The 19546-nt window shown below is 68.4% G+C and carries 17 protein-coding genes; 9 read left to right on the top strand and 8 right to left on the bottom strand.

The genetic code is table 11. The annotated features are described in order from the left end of the window. The first annotated feature begins 3 nt into the window (after positions 1-3). From INR38_RS06220 to INR38_RS06210, 3 genes are all read left to right on the top strand, one after another. On the top strand, positions 4-384 hold the full coding sequence (locus INR38_RS06220) for a DUF4212 domain-containing protein (RefSeq protein WP_012206862.1): 381 nt from the start codon (positions 4-6) through the stop codon (positions 382-384). Then, complete coding sequence (locus INR38_RS06215) at positions 377-2467, top strand: VC_2705 family sodium/solute symporter (RefSeq protein ID WP_034396370.1); 2091 nt, start codon at positions 377-379, stop codon at positions 2465-2467. Before INR38_RS06220 ends, INR38_RS06215 begins: the two co-directional genes overlap by 8 nt. 186 nt (positions 2468-2653) lie before the next feature. Continuing rightward, complete coding sequence (locus tag INR38_RS06210; RefSeq protein ID WP_207441819.1) at positions 2654-3178, top strand: hypothetical protein; 525 nt, start codon at positions 2654-2656, stop codon at positions 3176-3178. A 117-nt stretch (positions 3179-3295) separates the two neighbouring features. Here the strand turns inward: INR38_RS06210 and INR38_RS06205 are convergent, their stop codons facing one another. The 6 genes from INR38_RS06205 to INR38_RS06180 all read right to left on the bottom strand — a co-directional run bounded on the left by INR38_RS06205 (position 3296) and on the right by INR38_RS06180 (position 9707). Continuing rightward, positions 3296-3649 carry an FKBP-type peptidyl-prolyl cis-trans isomerase gene (locus INR38_RS06205; RefSeq protein ID WP_012206859.1) on the bottom strand — a complete coding sequence of 118 codons (354 nt, stop codon included), beginning with the start codon at positions 3647-3649 and terminating at the stop codon, positions 3296-3298. Positions 3650-3758: 109 nt separating this feature from the next. Then, a complete protein-coding gene (locus tag INR38_RS06200; RefSeq protein WP_012206858.1) occupies positions 3759-4064 on the bottom strand; it encodes a winged helix-turn-helix transcriptional regulator in 306 nt (101 codons plus the stop codon). A 220-nt stretch (positions 4065-4284) separates the two neighbouring features. Next, positions 4285-5361, bottom strand: a complete 1077-nt coding sequence (locus tag INR38_RS06195; protein WP_207441816.1) for a tripartite tricarboxylate transporter substrate-binding protein — start codon at positions 5359-5361, stop codon at positions 4285-4287. 156 nt (positions 5362-5517) lie between these two features. Next, positions 5518-8040, bottom strand: coding sequence for a TonB-dependent siderophore receptor (locus tag INR38_RS06190; protein ID WP_207441814.1), 2523 nt, complete (start codon positions 8038-8040; stop codon positions 5518-5520). 126 nt (positions 8041-8166) lie between these two features. Then, positions 8167-9129 (bottom strand): FecR domain-containing protein, encoded by a 963-nt coding sequence (locus INR38_RS06185; RefSeq protein WP_347566752.1) that lies wholly within the window; start codon positions 9127-9129, stop codon positions 8167-8169. Positions 9130-9206: 77 nt separating this feature from the next. Further along, entirely contained in the window at positions 9207-9707 is a 501-nt protein-coding gene (locus tag INR38_RS06180) for a sigma-70 family RNA polymerase sigma factor (protein WP_230355034.1), read from the bottom strand. Positions 9708-9953: 246 nt separating this feature from the next. On the opposite strand from INR38_RS06180, the gene INR38_RS06175 reads away from it, so the two are divergent. From INR38_RS06175 to INR38_RS06150, 6 genes are all read left to right on the top strand, one after another. Then, positions 9954-10592, top strand: coding sequence for a PepSY-associated TM helix domain-containing protein (locus tag INR38_RS06175; protein WP_013801140.1), 639 nt, complete (start codon positions 9954-9956; stop codon positions 10590-10592). A 20-nt stretch (positions 10593-10612) separates the two neighbouring features. Continuing rightward, positions 10613-11140 (top strand): DUF2271 domain-containing protein, encoded by a 528-nt coding sequence (locus INR38_RS06170; RefSeq protein WP_034396360.1) that lies wholly within the window; start codon positions 10613-10615, stop codon positions 11138-11140. A gap of 98 nt (positions 11141-11238) precedes the next feature. Beyond that, positions 11239-12057, top strand: coding sequence for a DUF4198 domain-containing protein (locus INR38_RS06165; protein ID WP_071956552.1), 819 nt, complete (start codon positions 11239-11241; stop codon positions 12055-12057). A gap of 41 nt (positions 12058-12098) precedes the next feature. Beyond that, the gene (locus INR38_RS06160; protein WP_207441812.1) at positions 12099-13175 is read left to right on the top strand and encodes an FAD:protein FMN transferase; all 1077 of its coding nucleotides are present in this window, start codon (positions 12099-12101) and stop codon (positions 13173-13175) included. Between the two features lie 44 nt (positions 13176-13219). Beyond that, entirely contained in the window at positions 13220-14605 is a 1386-nt protein-coding gene (locus INR38_RS06155; protein WP_207441810.1) for a sulfite reductase subunit alpha, read from the top strand. Between the two features lie 211 nt (positions 14606-14816). After that, positions 14817-16997, top strand: a complete 2181-nt coding sequence (locus INR38_RS06150) for a TonB-dependent receptor (RefSeq protein ID WP_207441809.1) — start codon at positions 14817-14819, stop codon at positions 16995-16997. On the opposite strand, the gene INR38_RS06145 is transcribed toward INR38_RS06150, so the two are convergent. After that, the gene (locus tag INR38_RS06145; protein WP_013801146.1) at positions 16985-17962 is read right to left on the bottom strand and encodes a ketopantoate reductase family protein; all 978 of its coding nucleotides are present in this window, start codon (positions 17960-17962) and stop codon (positions 16985-16987) included. The two genes, INR38_RS06150 and INR38_RS06145, sit on opposite strands and share 13 nt — an antisense overlap. A 116-nt stretch (positions 17963-18078) precedes the next feature. After that, positions 18079-19536: an NAD-dependent succinate-semialdehyde dehydrogenase gene (locus tag INR38_RS06140; protein ID WP_207441803.1), complete on the bottom strand. Its 1458-nt coding sequence runs from the start codon at positions 19534-19536 to the stop codon at positions 18079-18081. Between the last annotated feature and the right edge of the window lie 10 nt (positions 19537-19546).

The raw sequence follows: 19546 nt of genomic DNA, 5'->3' as shown, positions 1-19546 counted from the left end.
GCCATGCATACGCCGAAAGCGCACTTGCATGACGACGCGGTCGGGGGACCGTCCGAAGGCGAGACCTTCGCCCCCGACCTGCACGACATCCGCCATCTGTGGCTCAAGGCCGTGCTGTTCGCGGTCTGGGTCGCCGTCTCCTTTGGCGCCTGCTACTACGCGCGCGACCTGCAGGCGCTGATGCCGGACTGGCCGCTGGCCTACTGGTTCGCGGCCCAGGGGGCAGTCCTGATGTTCCTGGCCATCGTCATCGTCTATTGTTTGTCCATGGACCATTTCGAGCGCCGCGAGGCCCGGGCCGCTTTTGCGACGGCACCGGCTCCCGCATCCCCATCGGCCGATACGCAACCGTCCGCACCGCCATCGCCTCCCGGCCATGGCTGAGCGAGCACCGCTGACGGCGGCCTCCCACTGGCGGCTGCACCGCATCGTGGCCCTGTACACGCTCGGCGTGCTGGGTTTTCTGGCCCTCATGTTCTGGGCCGAGCAGCAAGGCCTGTCGCGCCACTGGATAGGCCCCATCTTCCTGTTCTTCACCGTCATGGTCTATGCGGCCATCGGCGTGTACCTGCGCACCAGCGACCCCGAGGAGTACTACGTCGCGGGCCGGCGCATTCCGCCCTTCTACAACGGCATGGCGGCTGCGGCGGACTGGGTCAGCGCGGCCTCGTTCATCAGCCTGTCGGGAGCGCTGTACCTGCAGGGCTTTGCCGGCGTGCCGGGCCAGGCCGGCGGACTGGCCTACCTGCTGGGCTGGACGGGCGGCTTTTGCCTGGTCGCCATGCTGATCGCGCCGCACCTGCGGGCGATGAAGCTCTACACCATTCCCGATTTCTTCCAGCAGCGCTACGGCGGGCGCTGGCCGCGCGTGATCGCGGCGCTGGCGGCCGTGATCTGCTCGTTCACCTATGTGGTGGCGCAGATCTACGGCGTGGGGCTGATCGCCTCGCGGCTGACGGGCGTGCAGTTCGAGATCGGCATCATGCTGGGCCTGGGCGGCGTGCTGCTGTGCTCCTTCCTGGGCGGCATGCGCGCCATCACCTGGACCCAGGTCGCGCAGTACGTGGTGATCCTGCTGGCCTTTCTGATCCCCGTGTCCTGGCTGGCCTACCGGCAGATGGGCAATCCCGTGGCGCCGCTGGCCTATACGGCCCAGCTCAGCCAGATTGCGGAGATGGAGCAGCGCCTGCTGGACTCGCCGGCCGAGCAGGAGGTGATCGCCGCCTACCGCCTGCGCGCCGAGGTGCTGGAGGACAAGCTCAAGGACGTGCCGCGCGTTCTGGCCGCCGAGCGCCAGGCGCTGGCCGAGCGCATACGCGATCTGCGCACGCGCAGCGGCGATATCGGCGCCATCATGGCCGCCAGCCGCGAACTGGCCGCCATGCCGCGCGATGAAGCGGCCGCGCGCGCGCTGTGGACACGCCAGCTGCAGGAAATGCGCGAGCGCGAGAAGCCGCTGGGCGGCATCCCGCTGCACAGCCTGCCATTCGCCGGCAACCCCGACGGATCGCCCCAGGAGCAGCAGATCTACGAGGACAGCCGGCGCAACTTCCTGGCGCTGATGTTCTGCCTCATGGCCGGCACGGCCGGCCTGCCGCACCTGCTCACGCGCTACTACACGGCGCCCTCTGTGTCGGGGGCGCGGGCCTCGGTGGGCTGGACGCTGTTCTTCATCGGCGTGCTGTACATGAGCGCGCCGGCCCTGGCCGTGCTGGTCAAGTTCGAGGTCATGAACAACCTCGTGGGCATCCGCTTTGACGAGCTGCCCAACTGGATGGCGCAGTGGGCCAGGGTGGATGCCTCCTTGCTGGCCGTGGAGGATGTCAACGGCGACGGCGTGCTGCAGTTCGGCGAGATCCGCATGGGCGCCGACCTCATCATGCTGGCCACGCCCGAGCTGGGCGGCATGCCCTACGTGGTCTCCGGCCTGGTGGCGGCCGGCGGCCTGGCTGCGGCGCTGTCCACGGCCGATGGACTGCTGCTGACCATCAGCAACGCGCTGGTGCGCGACCTGTACTTTCGCGAGCGCCGCCGCCGCGCCTCGCCCGAGCAGCGCGTGATCCTGTCCAAGTTCGCGCTGCTGGTGATGGCGCTGTCGGCCGCCTTCGTGGCCTCACGCCGTTCCTCGGACATCCTGCCCATGGTCACGGCATCGTTCTCGCTGGCGGCCTCGGCCTTCGTTCCGGCCATGGTGCTGGGCATCTTCTGGCGTGGCACCACGCGCCGGGGGGCCGTGGCCGGCATGCTGGCCGGGCTGGGCGTCACGCTGTACTACATGGTCTCGCATGTGCCGGCACTGCAGCCCGTGCTGCCCGAAGCACTGCACGCGCGCCTGTGGTGGGGTATACAGCCGATTTCGTCAGGCGTCTTCGGCGTGCCGGCCGGCCTGCTGGTGACCTGGCTGGTCAGCTGCCTGGACCCGCGCCGCCGGGCTCCGGCGCGTTCCGTGCCCGCAAAAGCGTCCTGACGGCAGAGGCCGCCGGGCGGGAGGATGGCCATTTTCTGCCCCGTTTTTGCGCTTTTGGCAGATCTGGATCATTGCCGGCACCACTGAAGCCCGTGCGTGCTGGAAAACCCGCTTTTGGGAGCCGGAGGCTCATGACACGCTGCGAGCCGTGTCCGATCCGATCCCTTGCAGAGAATCCCGTCCGCCATGCATTTTGTGAAAACGTCCGCCGGCCAACAGGCATTCAAGGAACGCCATGCCGATCTCTCGCCCCGGTTGCGCTCGGCCTTTTTGCTGTTTGACGGGCAACGCAGCCTGGCGCAGGTGCTGCAGGCCGTCGCCGGCATGGGCGTGACGCAGGACGAGATCCTGGCGCTGGTGGAGCGCGAATGGCTGGCACCGCGCGACGCGGCCGAGCCCCGGCTGGGCGTGGTGGCCGTTGCGGTGCCTTCGGTCCCTGCCGCGCCTGCTGCAGCGGCTTCGTCCACGGATTTGACTGGCGATGCCCCCGCGCAATCCGAGCCATCGCTGGCCGTGCGCTATCGCAACGCCTATCCGCTGGCCGTGGCCATCACGGCCAACCTGGGCCTGAAGGGGTTCCGGCTCAACCTTGCCGTGGAAGCGGCCATGGGCTACGACCAGCTGGTGGCGCTGGCGCCGCGCCTGCGCGAGGCGGCCAGTCCTGCCAGCTACCTGCCGCTGCACGAGGCGCTGTTCGGCAAGGCACCTTGAATGAGGAATGGCCCGCACGCTCGCCGAGGGTGCGCTTTTCATTCTTGGGCGGCCCGGCAATGAAAAAGGGCAAGGCGCCTTCGCACCTTGCCCTTGCATGAATCCGTGGGTGCAGGCTCAGACGGCCAGCAGCTCCACGTCGAACTTCAGCGTGGCGTTGGGGGGGATCACGCCGCCGGCGCCGCGGGCGCCATAGCCCAGCTCGGCCGGGATGATCAGGGTGCGCTGGCCGCCCACCTTCATGCCTTGCACGCCTTCGTCCCAGCCCTTGATCACCATGCCGCCGCCCAGGGGGAAGACGAAGGGATCGTTGCGGTCCTTGCTGGAGTCGAACTTGGCGCCCTGCACGCCGTTGTTGTAGAGCCAGCCCGTGTAGTGCACGGTCACGCTGCGGCCGCGCTGGGCTTCGGCGCCGTCGCCCACGACGGTGTCTTCATACTGCAGGCCGGATGCGGTGGTGGTGAAAGCCATGGTGGTATTCCTTGAGAGAGAAACGGTAGGGGGAAAGGAGACGACCCGGCGGGCCGGTGGCCCTGCGCGGGAAGAGGCCGTGGCGCCTGGTGCCGCGCCCGGCCTGACATCACTTCTTGGCGCGCGCGGCCACCCAGCGGTTGGCAAAGGCCTGCACATCGGACAGGCGCTTGAGCAGGTCCTGGCCGGCCAGCGTCACGGTGTAGCCGTCGGAGCCATGCTCCAGCAGCCCGCACTCGCGCAGTTCCTTGATGCGGGTGTTCAGCGTGTTGGGCGTGATGCCGCCCACGCTGTCTTGCAGCAGTCGAAAGGTCTGAGGATGGCCGTCACGCAGCGCCCACAGCACGCGCAACGCGTAGCGGCATTCGAGTTTCTCGAACAGCTGGTTGATGGCGGCGTTTTCCTTGGAGCTCATGACGCTTCTCCTTGCGCAATGGTGTGGGTGAGCCGGCGGGTGCGTCCGGGTGGGACGCGCGCCGAGCCAAGTCCCGGGGAACTATAGCTCTGGATCCATTCTGCTACAAGTTTGGTAGCTCAAAACCCACAGCGGCAATGCCCCACGCTAGAGGAATACGCGTATGACCAAGCCAGTGTTGCAGGCCCGCCACGTGGCCTGCCCGCTGCGCGGCGGTTTCTCAGCTCTTGAGTTTGAGCAGATAGGTCATCACGCTGGCCGTGGTGTGCTCCAGCTCCAGAAAGCCGTTGAAATCGCGGCCTGCCTGCCAGGAAGGCTCCCAGCGGTTCTGGCGCAGGGCGCGTTGCCAGCTCTCGTGCTGCGTGGCCTGCTCCACGGCGCCCAGCAGGGCCTGGGCACGTGCGGCGCTGACCTGCTTGCCGGTGAAGACGGCGCGCCAGTTGGCCATGTCCGCATCCAGCCCCTGCTCGCGGAACGAGGGCAGGCCGAACAGGCTGCGGCGCGAGGACACGCCGATGGCGCGCAGCTTGCCGCTGGCCAGCGCCTCGCTGAACTCGCTGTAGCCGGACACGCCCATGCGCGCATCGCCCTTGAGCAAGGCCTCCACCACCTGGGCGCCACCCGGGAATGGTTTGTAGACCAGTTGCTCGGGCGCCGCCTTGGCCGCGCGCGTGAGCAGGCCGGCGAACATGTGGTCCACGCCACCGGCCGAGCCACCCGCAAACGACTGGTGGGCCAGGTCGCTGCGCAGCGCGGCCACCAGGTCCTTGGCATTGCGGATGGGGGAGTCGGCCGGTACGGCCACGACCAGGTAATCGCTGGTCAGGCGAGCAATCGGCTGCACATGCGACATGTTGACGGCCGGCTTTTGCAGTGCCACCGCACCGACCATCACCATGCCGCCGATCAGCAAGGCGTCGGGGTCCTTGCCATGGCGCTCGGCAAACTGGGCCAGGCCGATGGTGCCTCCCTTGCCGCCCACGTTTTCATACTCCACGCGCTCGGCCGCGCCGCTGGCCACCAGCGCCGCGCCCAGCGCGCGGCCGGTCTGGTCCCAGCCGCCGCCGGCATTGGCCGGAATGACGATGCGCAGGCTGGTCGCCACGCGCTGGGCGCTGCCGGCAGCCCGTGGCGCATGGGCTGCAGGTGCTGCCGCTGGCGGTGCGGCATGGGCCAGAGGAGAGCACAGCATGGCCAGGGCAGCGCCCTGGGCCAGCATCTGGCGGCGGTTCTGGCGCGTTACATCGGCGGTATGGGCGGCGTTGGCGGCGGTTTGCGAAAAGCTCGGAAGGCGCATGCAGTCTCCAATCGGGTTCGCGCGCCATTGTGGGCGCAAATGAATCAGAAAGGCAGATTATGTAAGCATGTGCGTCAGCTGCTTGACACAACTCAGTACAGCGCAGTCCGGCCCGCGCGGCTCTGTGATCTCTGGGCCGGTGCGGTCCCTCAGCGCTCAGAAGTCGTAACGCATGCTCACGTTGACGCTGCGTGGCGCGCCCCAGGTGTAGTACAGGCCCTGGGCATTGAAGTTGGTCACGCCAGAGAAGTAGTGCTTGTCGAACAGGTTGTTGACGTTGGCCGCGATGCTGAGATGGCGGTTGATCTGGTAGCGCGCCATCAGGTCCATCACCCAGTAGGCGTCCTGGCGCAGCGTGGCGGCGCCGCGGCTGGTGGAGATGGCGCTCTGCCAGCGCGCGGCGCCACCCACGGTCAGGCCGGACAGCGCGCCCTGCGCGAAGCGGTAGGTGGTACCCAGCTTGAACTGGTGGCGCGGGCTGGTGGCGGCGTTGTCCAGATTGCTGTTGATGGTCACGTAGCTGCCCTGGGCCTGCCAGCCCTTGGCCAGCTCGCCGGACAGTTCCAGTTCGAAGCCGCGCCTGCGCGCGCCCTGGACCGCGCGGTAGGCCGTGTCGCCATTGGGCATGAGCCCGTCTTCCACGGCCGTGTTGTCGGTGCGCATCCAGAAATGGGCGACGCTGGCGTTCAACCGCTTGTCGAAGAATTCGCCCTTGGCGCCAATCTCGTAGGTCAGGCCCTCCTCGGGCGGCAGGGTGCGTTCCTGCAGATCCTTGGCGCTTTGCGCCTTGAAGATGCTGGCGTAGCTGCCATACAGCGAGATGTTCGGGCCGACGTCATACACCAGGCCCGCATAGGGCGTGACCACGCCGTGCTCGCGCATGTTGTAGTTGTACCAGCTGATGTCCGTCACATCCTTCTGGTCGTAGTTGGTCACGCGCAGGCCGGCGATCAGCTTCAGCGGATCGGCCAGATTGAGGCGTGCCGCGCTGTAGAGATAGCTGCGCTTGTTGCTGAACAGGTCGTTGGAATAGGGGATGTTGTCCGCTGGCGCCGGGATGGCTGCGCCGCCCTGGCTGAAGTCCACCTGCGGCAGGTCCAGGCCGGGGCGCGCGCCGCGCAGCAGCGTGGTGCGGTTGCGTGCGGCGCCCGCGCCCACCAGCAACTCATGCTGGCGGCCGAACAGCGTGAACGGGCCCTGCACGTCGATGCTGATGTTCTGGTTGCGGGACTCGATGTCCTTGTAGGCCGCGAACTGGGCCGAGCTGGGCAGGGCGTAGCGCAGCAGGCCGATCTGCATGTCGGGCGTCTTCACCTCTTCATGCGACATCTGCAGCTTGGCCTTCCAGCCGCTGGCAAAGCGGTGCTCCAGGCGCGCGAAGCTGTTGAGCGACTCCTGCTCGTAGCCCGACCAGGGCGCGGCGATGTTCAGCGAGCGCGGCATCCAGCCGACGAACTGGCCGGTGCCCGTGTAGCCCTGGATGGGCGTGGTGCCGCCCGAGCCGCGCAGCTCGCGCTGGCGGTAGGTGATGCCGGCGCTCAGCAGGGTGTCGGGGGTGAGGTCGTATTCCAGCGTGCCGTACAGCATGGAGCTGTTGCTGTGCTGGTGGTCGCGGAAGCTGTCGCCGCTCTTACGCGAGGCCACCAGGCGGCCGCGCAGGCTGCCTTCCTTGTTGAGCGGACCGGCAATGTCGGCATCGGCACGGTAGGTGCCCCAGCTGCCCGCGCTGGCCATTGCGCTGGCCTGGAAGTCGCGCGTGGGGCGCTTGCGGATCAGGTTGACCGTGGCTCCGTAGGCGCCGTCGCCATTGATCAGGCCCGACGAGCCCTTGAGCACTTCAACGCGGTCGATCTCGGCCAGATCGTCCAGCGAGTACATGATGTGCGTGTTCCAGCCCCAGCCATTGGTGAGCTGGCGGCTGCCATCGGTCTGCAGGTTGACGCTGGAGCCGCGCACGTTGAAGGTGGTTATCTCGCTTTGGCGGACCACGGCCACGCCGGGCGTCTGCTCCAGCACGTCGGTCAGCGTCTCCAGCTTGAAGTCGTCCATGCGCTGGCGCGTCATCACGCTCACCGACTGCGGCGTCTCGCGCAGCGACAGGCCCAGGCCCGTGGCCGTGCTGCTGGCTCCGGTCGCGGTGTAGGCGCCCGTGCCTTCCGTGGCGCTGCCGACCTCGGCCTTGGCGGTGACGTGCACCTCGCCCAGCGTGGTGGCGCCCACGGCTGAGGCGGCAGGCGCTGTCGAGGACGCAGGCGATGCCTGCGAGCGGCGCAGCGTATAGCCGCCGTTGCCCGAGGTCGCGGCCGCCAGGCCCGAGCCCGCCAGCAGGCGGGTCAGCGCCTCGGCCGGCGCATGGCTGCCCTGCAGGCCCGGGCTTTGCAGATCGCGCACCAGCTCGGGCGTATAGGCCAGCAGCACGCCCGAGGCCTTGGCGAAGCGCGTGAGCGCGGCCTCCAGCGGTCCTGCCGGAATGTCGTAGGCCTGGGCGCGCTCGGTACCTGTCTGGGCCTGGGCCTGGCCCCGGGCATTCGCGGGCAAGGGCAGAGCGGACAGGCTGGCCAGTGCGGCGGCCAGGGCCAGGGTCAATGCGGACAGGTGGAACACGGGCGCAGGCTGCGCGGGGCGGAGGACGCGTGCCGCCGCGGTAGCGAGGCGGCGCTGGTGATGGAGGTCGGACATGTTGGTGCGGTCTTTGGATCAGGGAGGAAACATGGCGCCGCAAAGCGCCTCTCCCCTGCTTGTCACGCGAGATGGGAAAAGGTACAGACCGATGTCACCGGGCCGGGTTGTACCGCCGCCTTCTCTTCATGCCGGACCTATGCGCACCCAGTAGCGCACCGGCACATGGATGCGCACGGGCAGCACCTGTACCAGGGACTGCAGGATGCGGTCCGTATCGGCGAGCGGGAAGACGCCCGACAGGCGCAACCCGGCCACCTCGGGTGCCAGCGTGATCAGCCCGGGTCGGTAGCGGCGCAGTTCGTCGATGAAGCGGTCCAGACGCATGTCCGAGGCCACGAGCACGCCTTCGTCCCAGCCCGGCCCCTCGCCGGCCGCGCCGGCCGGCAGCGCCTGCGTGGCACTGAGCCTTGCGGCTTCGCCGCTGTCGACACGCAGCAACTCGCCCGTGCGGCTGCGGGCCTCGACCGCGCCCTCGAAAACGGCCACGCGCGTATCCGTAGTCTCCATGTCATGGCGCACCGTGAAACGCGTGCCCAGGGCGCGCAGCCTGCCCGCGGGCGTGTCCACCACAAAGGGGCGCGCGGGCTGGGCCGTGTCATGGGCGGTGGTGACCATCAGCTCGCCGCGCAACAGCAGCACGCGGCGCAGCTGGTCGTCGAAGGCAAGGTCCACGGACGTCTCGGTGTTGAGCAGCAGCTGCGTGCCATCGGGCAACTGCAGGGAGCGCCGCTCGCCCTTGGCGGTGCTGACATCGGCATTCCAGGCCTGCCACGGCAGGCGCTCATGCGCAGTCCATGCCGCAGCACCTGCGCCGGCCAGGCCAGCGACGCTGGCCAGCAGGCGGCGGCGTGCCTGGGAGGTCTTGAGGCTGCGCGCCAGCGTGGCCGTGGCAAGGGGGCCATTGAGGGGGCCGCTGTCCGGGCGTGCGTCAGGCAGCCTGAGCCGCGCATTCGTGGCCTCGATGCGCTGCCAGGCCCGCTCATGCAGCGGATGGGCCGCGCGCCAGTCCAGCCATTGCGCGCGTTGTTCCTCTGTGCACTCGCCTGACCACAGCTGCACCAGCCAGTCCACGGCGCTGTGGACCACGTCAGGCGGCAGCGCGGGGTCGGCACTATGGGTGGAGCCATCGGCGCCATGGACGCGCCCGGCAGCGCAGCGCTATGTCATGCCGCATGTTCCGGGAAGTAGCAATGCCGGATGGCGCGCGCCATGTACTGCTTGACCGAGCTGACCGAGACCTGCAGCAGCAACGCGATCTCGGCATAGGCCATGCCGTCCAGCTGGGCGTGCAAAAAGGCCGCGCGCACCTTGGGCGGCAGGCCGTCGAGCAGGCGGTCCAGCTCGCACAGCGTCTCCAGCACGATGGCGCGTTCCTCGGGCGAGGGCGCCAGCGGCTCGGGCTGCAGCGCCAGCGTGTCCAGATAGGCGCGTTCAATTTCTCGGCGGCGCAGATGGTTGGCCATCACGCGCTTGGCCACCGTGGTGAGGAAGGCGCGGGGCTCCCGGATCTCGGACAGTTCAGTGCGGGACTCCATCACGCGCACGTAGGTGTCCTGTGCGAAATCTGCCGCATCGCCTGCATGGCCCAGCCGGCGCTGCAGCCAGGTGCGCAGCCAGCCATGGTGCTGCTGGTAGAGATGGGCAAGGGCCTGGTGGGGAGTCACGGCGGGACAGGACACGAAGGGTGAAGAGGGGGGGGGTGGATGCAAGTGATAAGCATTCTTATTTTACTTTGGGTGATGCTGGCACCGCCTTGGCGTGGCGCACGATTAAGCCGGTAAAGCTTGTGTAAATGCGATCAATTCTTATTTGTGGGCGGTAGAATCCCCGGGCCTTTCCTTTCCTGGGCTCCCGTGCCCGCCATCCGTGATGGTTGACGCCGCGTGGCGCTGCCGCCTTTTTCTGTTGCGATGACATCCCCCAAACCGGACCCTCGGCGCCGTTCCTACTGGCTCAAGACACTGCACGAGTGGCACTGGGTCAGCTCCGCGCTGTGCCTGATCGGCATGCTGCTGTTCGCTGTCACGGGGTTCACGCTCAACCATGCGGGGCAGATCGAGTCCAAGCCGCGCATCGTGCGGGGCGAGGCGGCATTGCCCGATGCGCTGCGCGTGCAGTTGGTCCAGCAGCAGGCCAGCCAGCCGCGCGACCGGGCGCCCGTGCCTGCGCCGTTTGCGGACTGGGTGCGCGGCCAGTGGGGCCTTGAGGCCGAGGGCCGCGAGGCCGAATGGACGGCCGACGAACTCTATGTCTCCCTGCCACGCCCTGGCGGCGATGCCTGGGTGCGCGTTGCCCTGGCCGATGGCGAGGCCGAATACGAGCGCACCGACAGGGGCTGGATCGCCTATCTGAACGACCTGCACAAGGGCCGCAACACGGGCGCCGCCTGGAGCTGGTTCATCGATATCTTTGCCGCAGCCTGCCTGGTGTTCACCGTCACGGGCCTGTTCATCCTGAAGATGCATGCAGGCAACCGCCCCTTCACCTGGCCCATGGTCGGCATGGGGCTGGTGATTCCCATGCTGCTGGCCCTCCTGTTGATCCACTGAGAACCGAAAGAGCCTTGCCAATGAATCCGCACTTCTCTCTGCGCTACACCATGGCGCTTGGCGCCTGCCTGGGCGCGGTCCCGGTCTTTGCCGCCGGCCTGAACGTGGGCGTGGAAATTCCGCGCCTGGATGTCGCCGAATACCACCGCCCCTACGTGGCCGTGTGGATCGAGCGCGCCGACGCCTCGGTGGCCTCCACGCTGTCGGTCTGGTACGACGTGAAGATGCGCAATGCCGAAGGCACGAAGTGGCTCAAGGACATGCGCCAGTGGTGGCGCCGCACGGGCCGTGACCTGACCCTGCCGATCGATGGCGTGACCAGCCCCACGCGTCCCGTGGGCAAGCACCAGCTGAGCTTCACCGAAGGCGCCAATCCCTTCGCCAAGCTGCCGCCCGGTGAATACAAGCTCGTGGTCGAGGCCGCGCGCGAAGTCGGCGGCCGCGAAGTGGTCACCGTGCCCTTCAAGTGGCCCGCGGCCAAGGCCGAGCAACTGAGCGCCAAGGGCAGCAGTGAGCTGGGCGAGATCAGCGTCGAGCTCAAGCCTTGAAATTGAAAGCCGCCGAGGCGCTGTGCGCCTTCCCTCACGAGGGGGACGACGCCATCGCTGCACGTGCCAGACCCATCCACGAACCAAGGAGATTTTTCATGAAGTCCAAGACCCGCTTTGCCGTCCGTCTGGCTGCCAGCCTCGCCATTGCCTGCGGCGCCTTCCAGGCCGCCCAGGCCCACAACCTGTGGCTGCTGCCCTCGACCACGGTGCTGTCCAAGGCCGAATGGATCACGGTGGATGCCGCTGTCTCCAACGACCTGTTCTTCTTCAACCACGTGCCGCTGGGCCTGGACAACCTCGTTGTCTCGGCGCCGGACGGCTCGGCCGTCGCGCCGCAGAATGCCCATCGCGGCAAGCTGCGCAGCGTGTTCGATCTGGACCTGCAGCAAAGCGGCACCTACCGCCTGGCCATCGTCAACGACGGCCTGTTTGCCTCCTGGAAGGACAAGGCCACGGGCCAGAACCGCCGCTGGCGCGGCTCGCCCGAGAAGTTCGCCGCCGATGTGCCCGCCGACGCGCAGGACCTGAAGGTGACCCAGTCCGTGGGCCGCATCGAGACCTTCGTGACCGTGGGCAAGCCCAGCGCCGTCAAGCCTTCCGGCAAGGGGCTGGAGCTGGTGCCCGTGACCCATCCCAACGACCTGGTCAAGGGCGAGAAGGCCACCTTCGCCTTCCATGTGGACGGCAAGCCCGCCGCCAACATGGAAGTCGTCCTGGTGCCCGGCGCCACGCGCTACCGCGACAACAAGGGCGAGATCAAGGCCACGACCGACGCCAAGGGCGAGTTCAGCGTGACCTGGCCCACCGCCGGCATGTACTGGGTGGATGCCGATGCCCAGGACAGCAAGACATCGCTGCCCCAGGCCAAGGAGCGCCGCCTGTCCTACGTGGGCACGTTCGAGGTGCTGCCCTGAGCCTTGCGTCCCCGCCCGGGGCTCCGTCTGCGCCCGCGCCCGTGCGCGTGAGCTTCGCGCCCGCCCTGTTGCAGGGCAGCGCAGGCCGGGGCCTTGCCGCGCCTGTGTCCACAGGCGCGGCGTCCTTTGCCGTCTCCGGCTACGCGCCGCAGGCCGTGCGGCGGGCAGACCCCGCCGCGCTGCAAACACTCACCGGCGAGGCCATGGGCACAACCTGGAGCGTGCGCCTGCACAACCCGGATTTCCGCCCGCTCGATGAGGCGCGCCAGGCCATAGAGGCTGCGCTGGCCCTGGTCGTGCGCCAGATGAGCAACTGGGAAGCCGGCTCCGACATCTCGCGCTTCAACCGCGCCGAGCCCGGCAGCTGGCATGCACTGCCGCCCGAATTCTTCACCGTGCTGTCCTGCGCACTCGAGTGGGCAAAGGCCAGCGGCGGCGCCTGGGACCCTACCGTGGGGCCGCTGGTCGATCTGTGGGGCTTCGGCCCGCGTGCGGAAAAGTCGCAGGGCGCCGGCATCCCCGATGCCGATGCGCTGCGGCGGGTGCGCGAGCGCGTGGGCTACCAGCGCATCGTGCTGGACCTGGCGGGCCGGCGCGCACTGCAGCCCGGCGCCGTGCATGTGGACTTCAGCGGCATCGCCAAAGGCTATTCGGTGGACCTGGTCGCCGAGCGCCTGCAGGCGCTGGGCCATACCGATTTCCTCGTCGAGGTGGGAGGCGAGCTGCGGGCCTGCGGTCAGCGCCCTGGCAACCAGCCCTGGCGCGTGGCCGTGGCCAGCATGGCGGACCAGTCCACGCCGCTGGCGCTGCCGCTGCGCGACATGGCCATCGCCACCTCGGGCGACCACTGGCATGCCTTCGAGCAGGGCGGGCGCCGCTACTCCCACACCATCGATCCGCGCAGCGGCGAGCCCGTGGCGCATGGCCTGACCAGCGTCACCGTGCTGCATGCCGAATGCATGCAGGCCGACGCCCTGGCCACCGTGCTCACCGTGCTGGGGCCGCGCGACGGCCTGGACTTTGCCGAGCAGCGCGGCGTGGCGGCGCTGCTGTGCGAGCGCACTGCCCAAGGCCCTGCCATGGCGATGACAACGGCTTTTGCCGCGCTGCTGCTGTGAGCGTTTCCTTCACTTTTTCCGCCGTGTAGATTTCCGGTCCTGCCATGACCTTGTCCGACCCTGGGCTGCGCTTACTCGCAGCCGCCGTGCTGGTCCTGCTCTATGCGGCCATGTGCGCCGCCATCTGGTGGCGCGAGCGCCGCCAGCGCATGCGGGCCCGGCAGGAAGCGGCTGCGCTGACCAGCGCACGCGAGGGCGCGCTGCCCCTGCTCGTGGCCTATGCCAGCCAGACCGGCCAGGCCGAGGAACTGGCGCGCGAAACCGCCCGACTGCTGCACACAGCCGGAGAAAGCGTGCACCTGTGCGCCCTGGACGCTGTGGATGCCGACCTGCTGGCGCGCACGCAAAGGGCGCTGTTCATCGCCAGCACCTATGGCGAAGGCGACCCGCCCGACAACGCGGCACTGTTCCTGGCGCACGCCATGGCCGATGCACGGCCGCTGTCCCATCTGCAATACGGCCTGCTGGCGCTGGGCGACCGGCAGTACGCGCAGTTCTGCGGCTTTGGCCGCGCGCTGGACAGCTGGCTGCGTGCCGGTGGCGCCAGGCCCTGGTTCGAGCGCATTGAAATGGACAACGGCGCGCCGCAGGCGCTGACTGCCTGGCAGCACCAGCTGACCCAGATCAGCAGCCTGGGCGACATGCCGGCATGGGAGCAGCCGGTCTTCAGCGAATGGACGCTGGCCGCGCGCCGGCATATGAACCCGGGCAGCGCAGGCGAGCCGGTGTTCCACATCGAGCTGCAGCCTCCTGCAACGGAGCCGGCGCTGTGGGAGTCCGGCGACCTGGCGCAGGTCTGCATTCCTGCGGACCCGCAGCATCCGCGCGAGTACTCCATCGCCTCCATCGCCCAGGATGGCTGCGTGCACCTGCTGGTGCGCCAGGCGCGGCGCGAGGATGGCTCGCCGGGCCTGGCCTCGGGCTGGCTCACGCAGGGCGCGCCCCTGGGTGCAGCCATCACCCTGCGGCTGCGTGCGCACCGCAATTTCCGGCTGGAAGACAACCTGCAGCGCCCGCTGGTGCTGATCGGCAACGGCACGGGCCTGGCCGGCCTGCGCAGCCACCTGCGCGCGCGTGCTGCGGCGGGCCTGGGTCCCAACTGGCTGCTGTTCGGGGAGCGCAATGCGGCGCACGACCGGCTGTACGGCGACGAGCTTCAGGCATGGTGCGATGGCAGCGTGCTGCAGCGCCTGGACCTGGCCTTCTCGCGCGACCGCAGCGAAGGCGCGCCGCGCGCCTATGTGCAGGACCTGCTGGCGCAGTCCGGCGATGTCTTGCGCCAATGGGTGGCGCAGGGCGCAGCCATCTACGTGTGCGGCAGCCTGCAGGGCATGGCCCAGGGCGTGGACCAGGCGCTGCACGCCGTGTTGGGCGAGGCGCAGATGGAGCTGCTGGTGCGCAGCGGCCGATACCGGCGCGATGTGTACTGAACCCCGCTTGCGCCAGCGCAAAGATGGGCCGGTTTGCTCCTAGGAACGTAGCATCGGCACGACAGATAAATCCTATTGTGATCATGAGAATGGAAATGATTCTCAATGTTCATATAATTTCGTTACATATCCCCATCCCATCGCATAACCAAACATTTCAAAGCGAGTTTCACGGGCCCCACAGCCCGTTTTCCGTTTCTGGAGTGTTTGCATGTCGTATCGCGATCTGCGCGGAGTTCTTCCGTCGCGTCCTTCCCATCTGGCCCTTGTGGTGGCTGCCGTCTGCGCTTCGGGTGCCGTCTTTGCACAGACGGCAACAGGCAATGCCGCGCCCGCCACGGAGCTGCGCGAAGTCGTGGTCTCCGCCTCGGGTTTCGAGCAGGACATCAAGGAGGCGCCGGCCTCCATCACCGTCATCCCGCGTGAGGAACTGGCCAAGGGGCGCTTCGGCAGCCTGACCGACGCGCTGGAAAGCGTGGAAGGCATCGACGTGGGCGCCCCCGCAGGCAAGACCGGCGGCCTGAACATCAGCATCCGCGGCATGCCCAGCGACTACACGCTGGTGCTCATCGACGGCCGCCGCCAGAACTCGGCCGGCAACGTCACGCCCAACGGCTTTGGCGAGACGCAGACCAGCTTCATGCCGCCCATCGGCGCCATCGAGCGCATCGAGGTCATCCGCGGCCCCATGTCCACGCTCTACGGCTCCGACGCCATGGGCGGCGTGATCAACATCATCACCCGCAAGGTCGGCAAGACCTGGACGGGCAGCGTCAGCGCCGACTACACGCTGCAGCAAGAGTCGGAGTTCGGCGACATCAAATCCGGCAAGTTCTACCTGAGCGGCCCCATCAAGGAGGACCTGCTGGGCCTGTCGATCCGCGGCAGCACGCAGCGCCGGGCCGCTTCGGACATCACCTATGCGGGCGCCAACGGCCAGCCCGCCGTTCCCCTCATGGGCGGCAACCCTGTCAAGTCCGAGATCAACAACCTGGGCCTGCGCCTGGCGCTCACGCCCAACAGGTACCACGACATCACGCTGGACCTGGACTCGGGCCGCCAGACCTATGACAACTCGCGCGGCCAGCTCGGCACGCTGGGGCTGCAGGGCGGCTACGGCCCCGAGCAGAAATACAACCGCGACCAGCTCACGCTGGCGCACACGGGCCGCTTCGGCTTCGGAACCTGGGACACCAGCTTCATGGTCAACCGCACCGAAACCATGGGCCGCACCGTTCCCCCGGGAACGCCGGGCGCGACACCGGGCGCTGCGCGCACGCTGGAGGTGGAAAGCAAGGTGCTGGACAGCAAGCTGGTCCTGCCCTGGGGTGCCCACCTGACCACGCTGGGCGGCCAGTGGTGGGATGCCGAGATGAAGGACGGCGTGGCGCCGAACAAGTTCGCCTTCACTCAGAAGGCCCTGTTTGCCGAGGACGAATGGAGCCTGACCGACGCCTTCAAGCTCACGCTGGGCGCGCGCTATGACCGCCACAGCCTCTTCGGCGGCAAGCTCAGCCCGCGCATCTACGGCGTGTGGAATGCCGCGCCGCAGTGGACCGTGAAGGGCGGCATCAGCAACGGCTACAAGACGCCGCGTGTGGAGCAGCTGGCGCCCGGCATCAACGGCTTTGGCCAGCAGGGCCGCCTGCCGCTGGTGGGCAGCCCCAACCTCAAGCCCGAAACCAGCCGCACCACCGAATTGGGCGTCTATTTCGACAGCCCCACGGGCTTTGCGGGCAGCGCCACGGTGTTCAACAACGAGTTCAAGGACAAGATCACCAGCGGCCCGGGCCTGATCAACTGCGATTTTGCGGCGGCGCCCAACCGCCCCGGCTGCGTGAGCTTCGGCAACTGGCCCCTGGTGGACGCCTTCGGCCAGTCCATCAACGTGGACGAGGCCGTCACGCGCGGGCTGGAGCTGAGCGCGCGCATGCCGCTGGCGCGCGGCTGGAATGCCAGCGCCAACTACACCTTCACCAGGAGCGAGCAAAAGAGCGGCCCCAACCGGGGCAACCCGCTGAGCGACACGCCCAAGCATGCGCTCAACGCCCGCCTGAACTGGGAGCCGGGTGCCCAGTGGAACCTGTGGCTGCGTGCCGAATACCGCAGCGAACGCTTCCGCGACCCCGGCACCAGCGCCAGCTCCCAGGCCGCCAAGGCCGCGCTGGGCAACTACAAGGCCTATACCCAGTTCCACCTGGGTGGCAGCTACCGCGTGAGCAAGCAGTTCACCATCAACGCGGCCATCTACAACCTGTTCAACAAGGATTTCGTGGACTACCAGCCCTACAACGTACCGGGCCAGGTCCAGGGTACCGTGATCTTTGGCAACCGCTACGCGAACAACCAGGAAGGCCGCCGCCTGTGGGTTTCCGCCAACTACGAGTTCTGAGGCGGGTTCCGAGGCGCCTGGCTGGCCTGCACGCGTGAAGGGGCCAGCCTGACCAGCACCTGCAGCGTGCGGTTCAGCGGCACGGGCACGCCCAGGGCCTCGCCGCGCCGCACCACGTAGCCGTTCAGGTGGTCGATTTCGCTGGGCTTGCCCAGCGCCAGATCCTGGGCGGTGGATGAGAACTGGCCCGGCATGGTGGCCGGCAGGCCCCGCACGGCAGCGGGCACGTCGCCGGGCAGGGCCACGCCGTCGGCCCTGGCCACGGCCAGGCATTCGGCCACCACATCGTCCACCACGTGCGCCACGCCGGGCGCCTGCACCAGCGGGCCATAGGGCAGCTGGCACAGCGCCGACAGCGCGTTGTAGGCGCAGTTGATCACCAGCTTGGCCCACAGCGCGCCGCGCACATCGGGCGATACCTGCACGGCAATGCCCGCCGCGCCAAATTGCCGGGCCACCTGTTCGCTGAGTGCAGAGGGCGCGATGACCAGCTCGCCACGCCCGAAGTGGCGCACATGGCCGGGACCGGCCATGGCCGTGGCCACATAGACCACGGCGGCCGCCACGGCAACGGACGGGCCCAGCACGGCGCGAACGCGCTCGTCGTTGTCCACGCCGTTTTGCATGGTCAGCACCAGGGCGCCCGGCGCCAGGTGCGGCTGCATCTCGCGGGCCGCTTCCTCGGTGGCCGTGGACTTGACGCAGAACATCACCACATCGGCATCGCGCACGGCGCTGGCCTCGGTCGATGCCTGCATGGGCACCTGGATGTCCAGTGCCGCCGTCTCCAGCCGCAGGCCATGCTGCTGCACGGCCTGCACATGGGCGGGACGGCCGATCAGCGTGACCTGGTGGCCGGCGCGTGCCAGCAGTGCGCCGAAATAGCAGCCCACGGCGCCTGCGCCCATGACGGCGATGCGCAGCGGCGCGGTGGGGGAGGAGGGGCTGGCGGAAGAAGCGTCCATGGTGCGAATCGGATAGGCCTTTGATGGTGCCCAGTCTAGCCAGGCTGCCGTCAAGGGCCCATGCTGTCTTCCCTGCCGGGGGGCACTGCGGACTTCAGGCCGTCCTCATGCCGTGCTCATGCCGTCTGCAGGCACAGGTACTTGGTTTCCAGGTATTCCTCGATGCCGTGGCGCGAGCCCTCGCGGCCCAGGCCGGACTGCTTGACGCCGCCGAAGGGCGCAACCTCGTTGGAGATCAGGCCGGTGTTGATGCCCACCATGCCGTACTCCAGCGCACGCGATACGCGCCAGATGCGGCGGTTGTCGCTGGTGAACAGATAGGCGGCCAGGCCGTAGATGGTGTCGTTGGCGCGGCGCACCACTTCGTCCTCGTCGTGGAAACGGAACAGCGGCGCCAGCGGGCCGAAGGTCTCTTCCTCGCAGACCCGCATGCTGTCGTTCACATCGGCCAGCAGCGTGGGCTCGAAGAACAGCTTACCCGGCACCGGGCGCCTGCCACCGGCCAGCAGGCGTGCGCCCTTGGACAGCGCGTCGGCCACATGGCTTTCCACCTTCTGCACGGCGGCCTCGTTGATCAGCGGGCCATGCGTCACGCCGGGCTCCAGGCCGTTGCCGACCTTGAAGCCCGCCATGGCCCGCGCCAGGCGGCGGGCCAGTTCGTCATGGATGCCGTCCTGCACATAGATGCGGTTGGCGCATACGCAGGTCTGGCCCGCGTTGCGGAACTTGGAAGCCAGGATGCCGGCCACGGCCTGGTCGATATCGGCATCGTCGAACACGATCAACGGCGCATTGCCGCCCAGCTCCAGCGACAGCTTCTTGACCGTGTCGCTGCACTGGCGCATCAGCAGCCGCCCGGTGGCCGTGGAGCCCGTGAAACTGAGCTTGCGCACCACGGGGCTTTGGGTCAGCGCCTGGCCGATGTCCTGCGGATGGCCGGTCAGCACCTGGAACACACCGGCTGGAATGCCGGCCTCCTCGGCCAGCACGGCCAGGGCCAGGGCCGTGAAGGGCGTGCTTTCGGCCGGCTTGACCAGCATGGTGCAGCCGGCGGCCAGCGCCGGGCCGGCCTTGCGCGTGATCATGGCGGCCGGGAAGTTCCAGGGCGTGATGGCGGCGCACACGCCAATGGGCTCGCGCAGCGTCAGCAGTTGCTGGCCGGCCGTGGGCGACTGCAGCAGTTCTCCGTCCACGCGCTTGCCTTCCTCGGCAAACCATTCGATGAAGGAGGCCGCGTAGGCGATCTCGCCGCGTGCCTCGGCCAGGGGCTTGCCCTGCTCCAGGGTCATCAGCCGCGCCAGATCGTCCTGGTGCGCCAGCATCAGGTCGAACCAGCGGCGCAGGATGCCGGCGCGCTGCTTGCCCGTCAGCGCGGCCCAGGCGGGCAGGGCGCGCTGTGCGGCGGCAATGGCGGCTTCGGTCTCGCCGGCCTGCAGGGCAGGCACCTGGCCCAGGCGCTCGCCCGTGGCGGGGTTGAAGACGTCGATGGCGGGGCCGGAGCCCACGGCTCGCCAGCCCTCGGCGAGCAGGCAGGCCTGGCGGAACAGATCGGGGCGTTGCAGTGAAAGACTCATGGTGCGGCAG

This window comes from Delftia sp. SD018, from assembly GCF_017355445.1.
Lineage (GTDB): Bacteria > Pseudomonadota > Gammaproteobacteria > Burkholderiales > Burkholderiaceae_C > Comamonas > Comamonas acidovorans.
This window is presented reverse-complemented; position numbering and strand designations above follow the sequence as displayed.

Bases quoted from the DNA above. Each gene is read 5' to 3' on its own strand.
- INR38_RS06220 (WP_012206862.1), top strand. From the start codon at position 4: ATGCATACGCCGAAAGCGCACTTGCATGACGACGCGGTCGGGGGACCG.
- INR38_RS06215 (WP_034396370.1), top strand. From the start codon at position 377: ATGGCTGAGCGAGCACCGCTGACGGCGGCCTCCCACTGGCGGCTGCAC.
- INR38_RS06210 (WP_207441819.1), top strand. From the start codon at position 2,654: ATGCATTTTGTGAAAACGTCCGCCGGCCAACAGGCATTCAAGGAACGC.
- INR38_RS06205 (WP_012206859.1), bottom strand. From the start codon at position 3,649: ATGGCTTTCACCACCACCGCATCCGGCCTGCAGTATGAAGACACCGTC.
- INR38_RS06200 (WP_012206858.1), bottom strand. From the start codon at position 4,064: ATGAGCTCCAAGGAAAACGCCGCCATCAACCAGCTGTTCGAGAAACTC.
- INR38_RS06195 (WP_207441816.1), bottom strand. From the start codon at position 5,361: ATGCGCCTTCCGAGCTTTTCGCAAACCGCCGCCAACGCCGCCCATACC.
- INR38_RS06190 (WP_207441814.1), bottom strand. From the start codon at position 8,040: ATGTCCGACCTCCATCACCAGCGCCGCCTCGCTACCGCGGCGGCACGC.
- INR38_RS06175 (WP_013801140.1), top strand. From the start codon at position 9,954: ATGACATCCCCCAAACCGGACCCTCGGCGCCGTTCCTACTGGCTCAAG.
- INR38_RS06170 (WP_034396360.1), top strand. From the start codon at position 10,613: ATGAATCCGCACTTCTCTCTGCGCTACACCATGGCGCTTGGCGCCTGC.
- INR38_RS06165 (WP_071956552.1), top strand. From the start codon at position 11,239: ATGAAGTCCAAGACCCGCTTTGCCGTCCGTCTGGCTGCCAGCCTCGCC.
- INR38_RS06155 (WP_207441810.1), top strand. From the start codon at position 13,220: ATGACCTTGTCCGACCCTGGGCTGCGCTTACTCGCAGCCGCCGTGCTG.
- INR38_RS06150 (WP_207441809.1), top strand. From the start codon at position 14,817: ATGTCGTATCGCGATCTGCGCGGAGTTCTTCCGTCGCGTCCTTCCCAT.
- INR38_RS06145 (WP_013801146.1), bottom strand. From the start codon at position 17,962: ATGGACGCTTCTTCCGCCAGCCCCTCCTCCCCCACCGCGCCGCTGCGC.
- INR38_RS06140 (WP_207441803.1), bottom strand. From the start codon at position 19,536: ATGAGTCTTTCACTGCAACGCCCCGATCTGTTCCGCCAGGCCTGCCTG.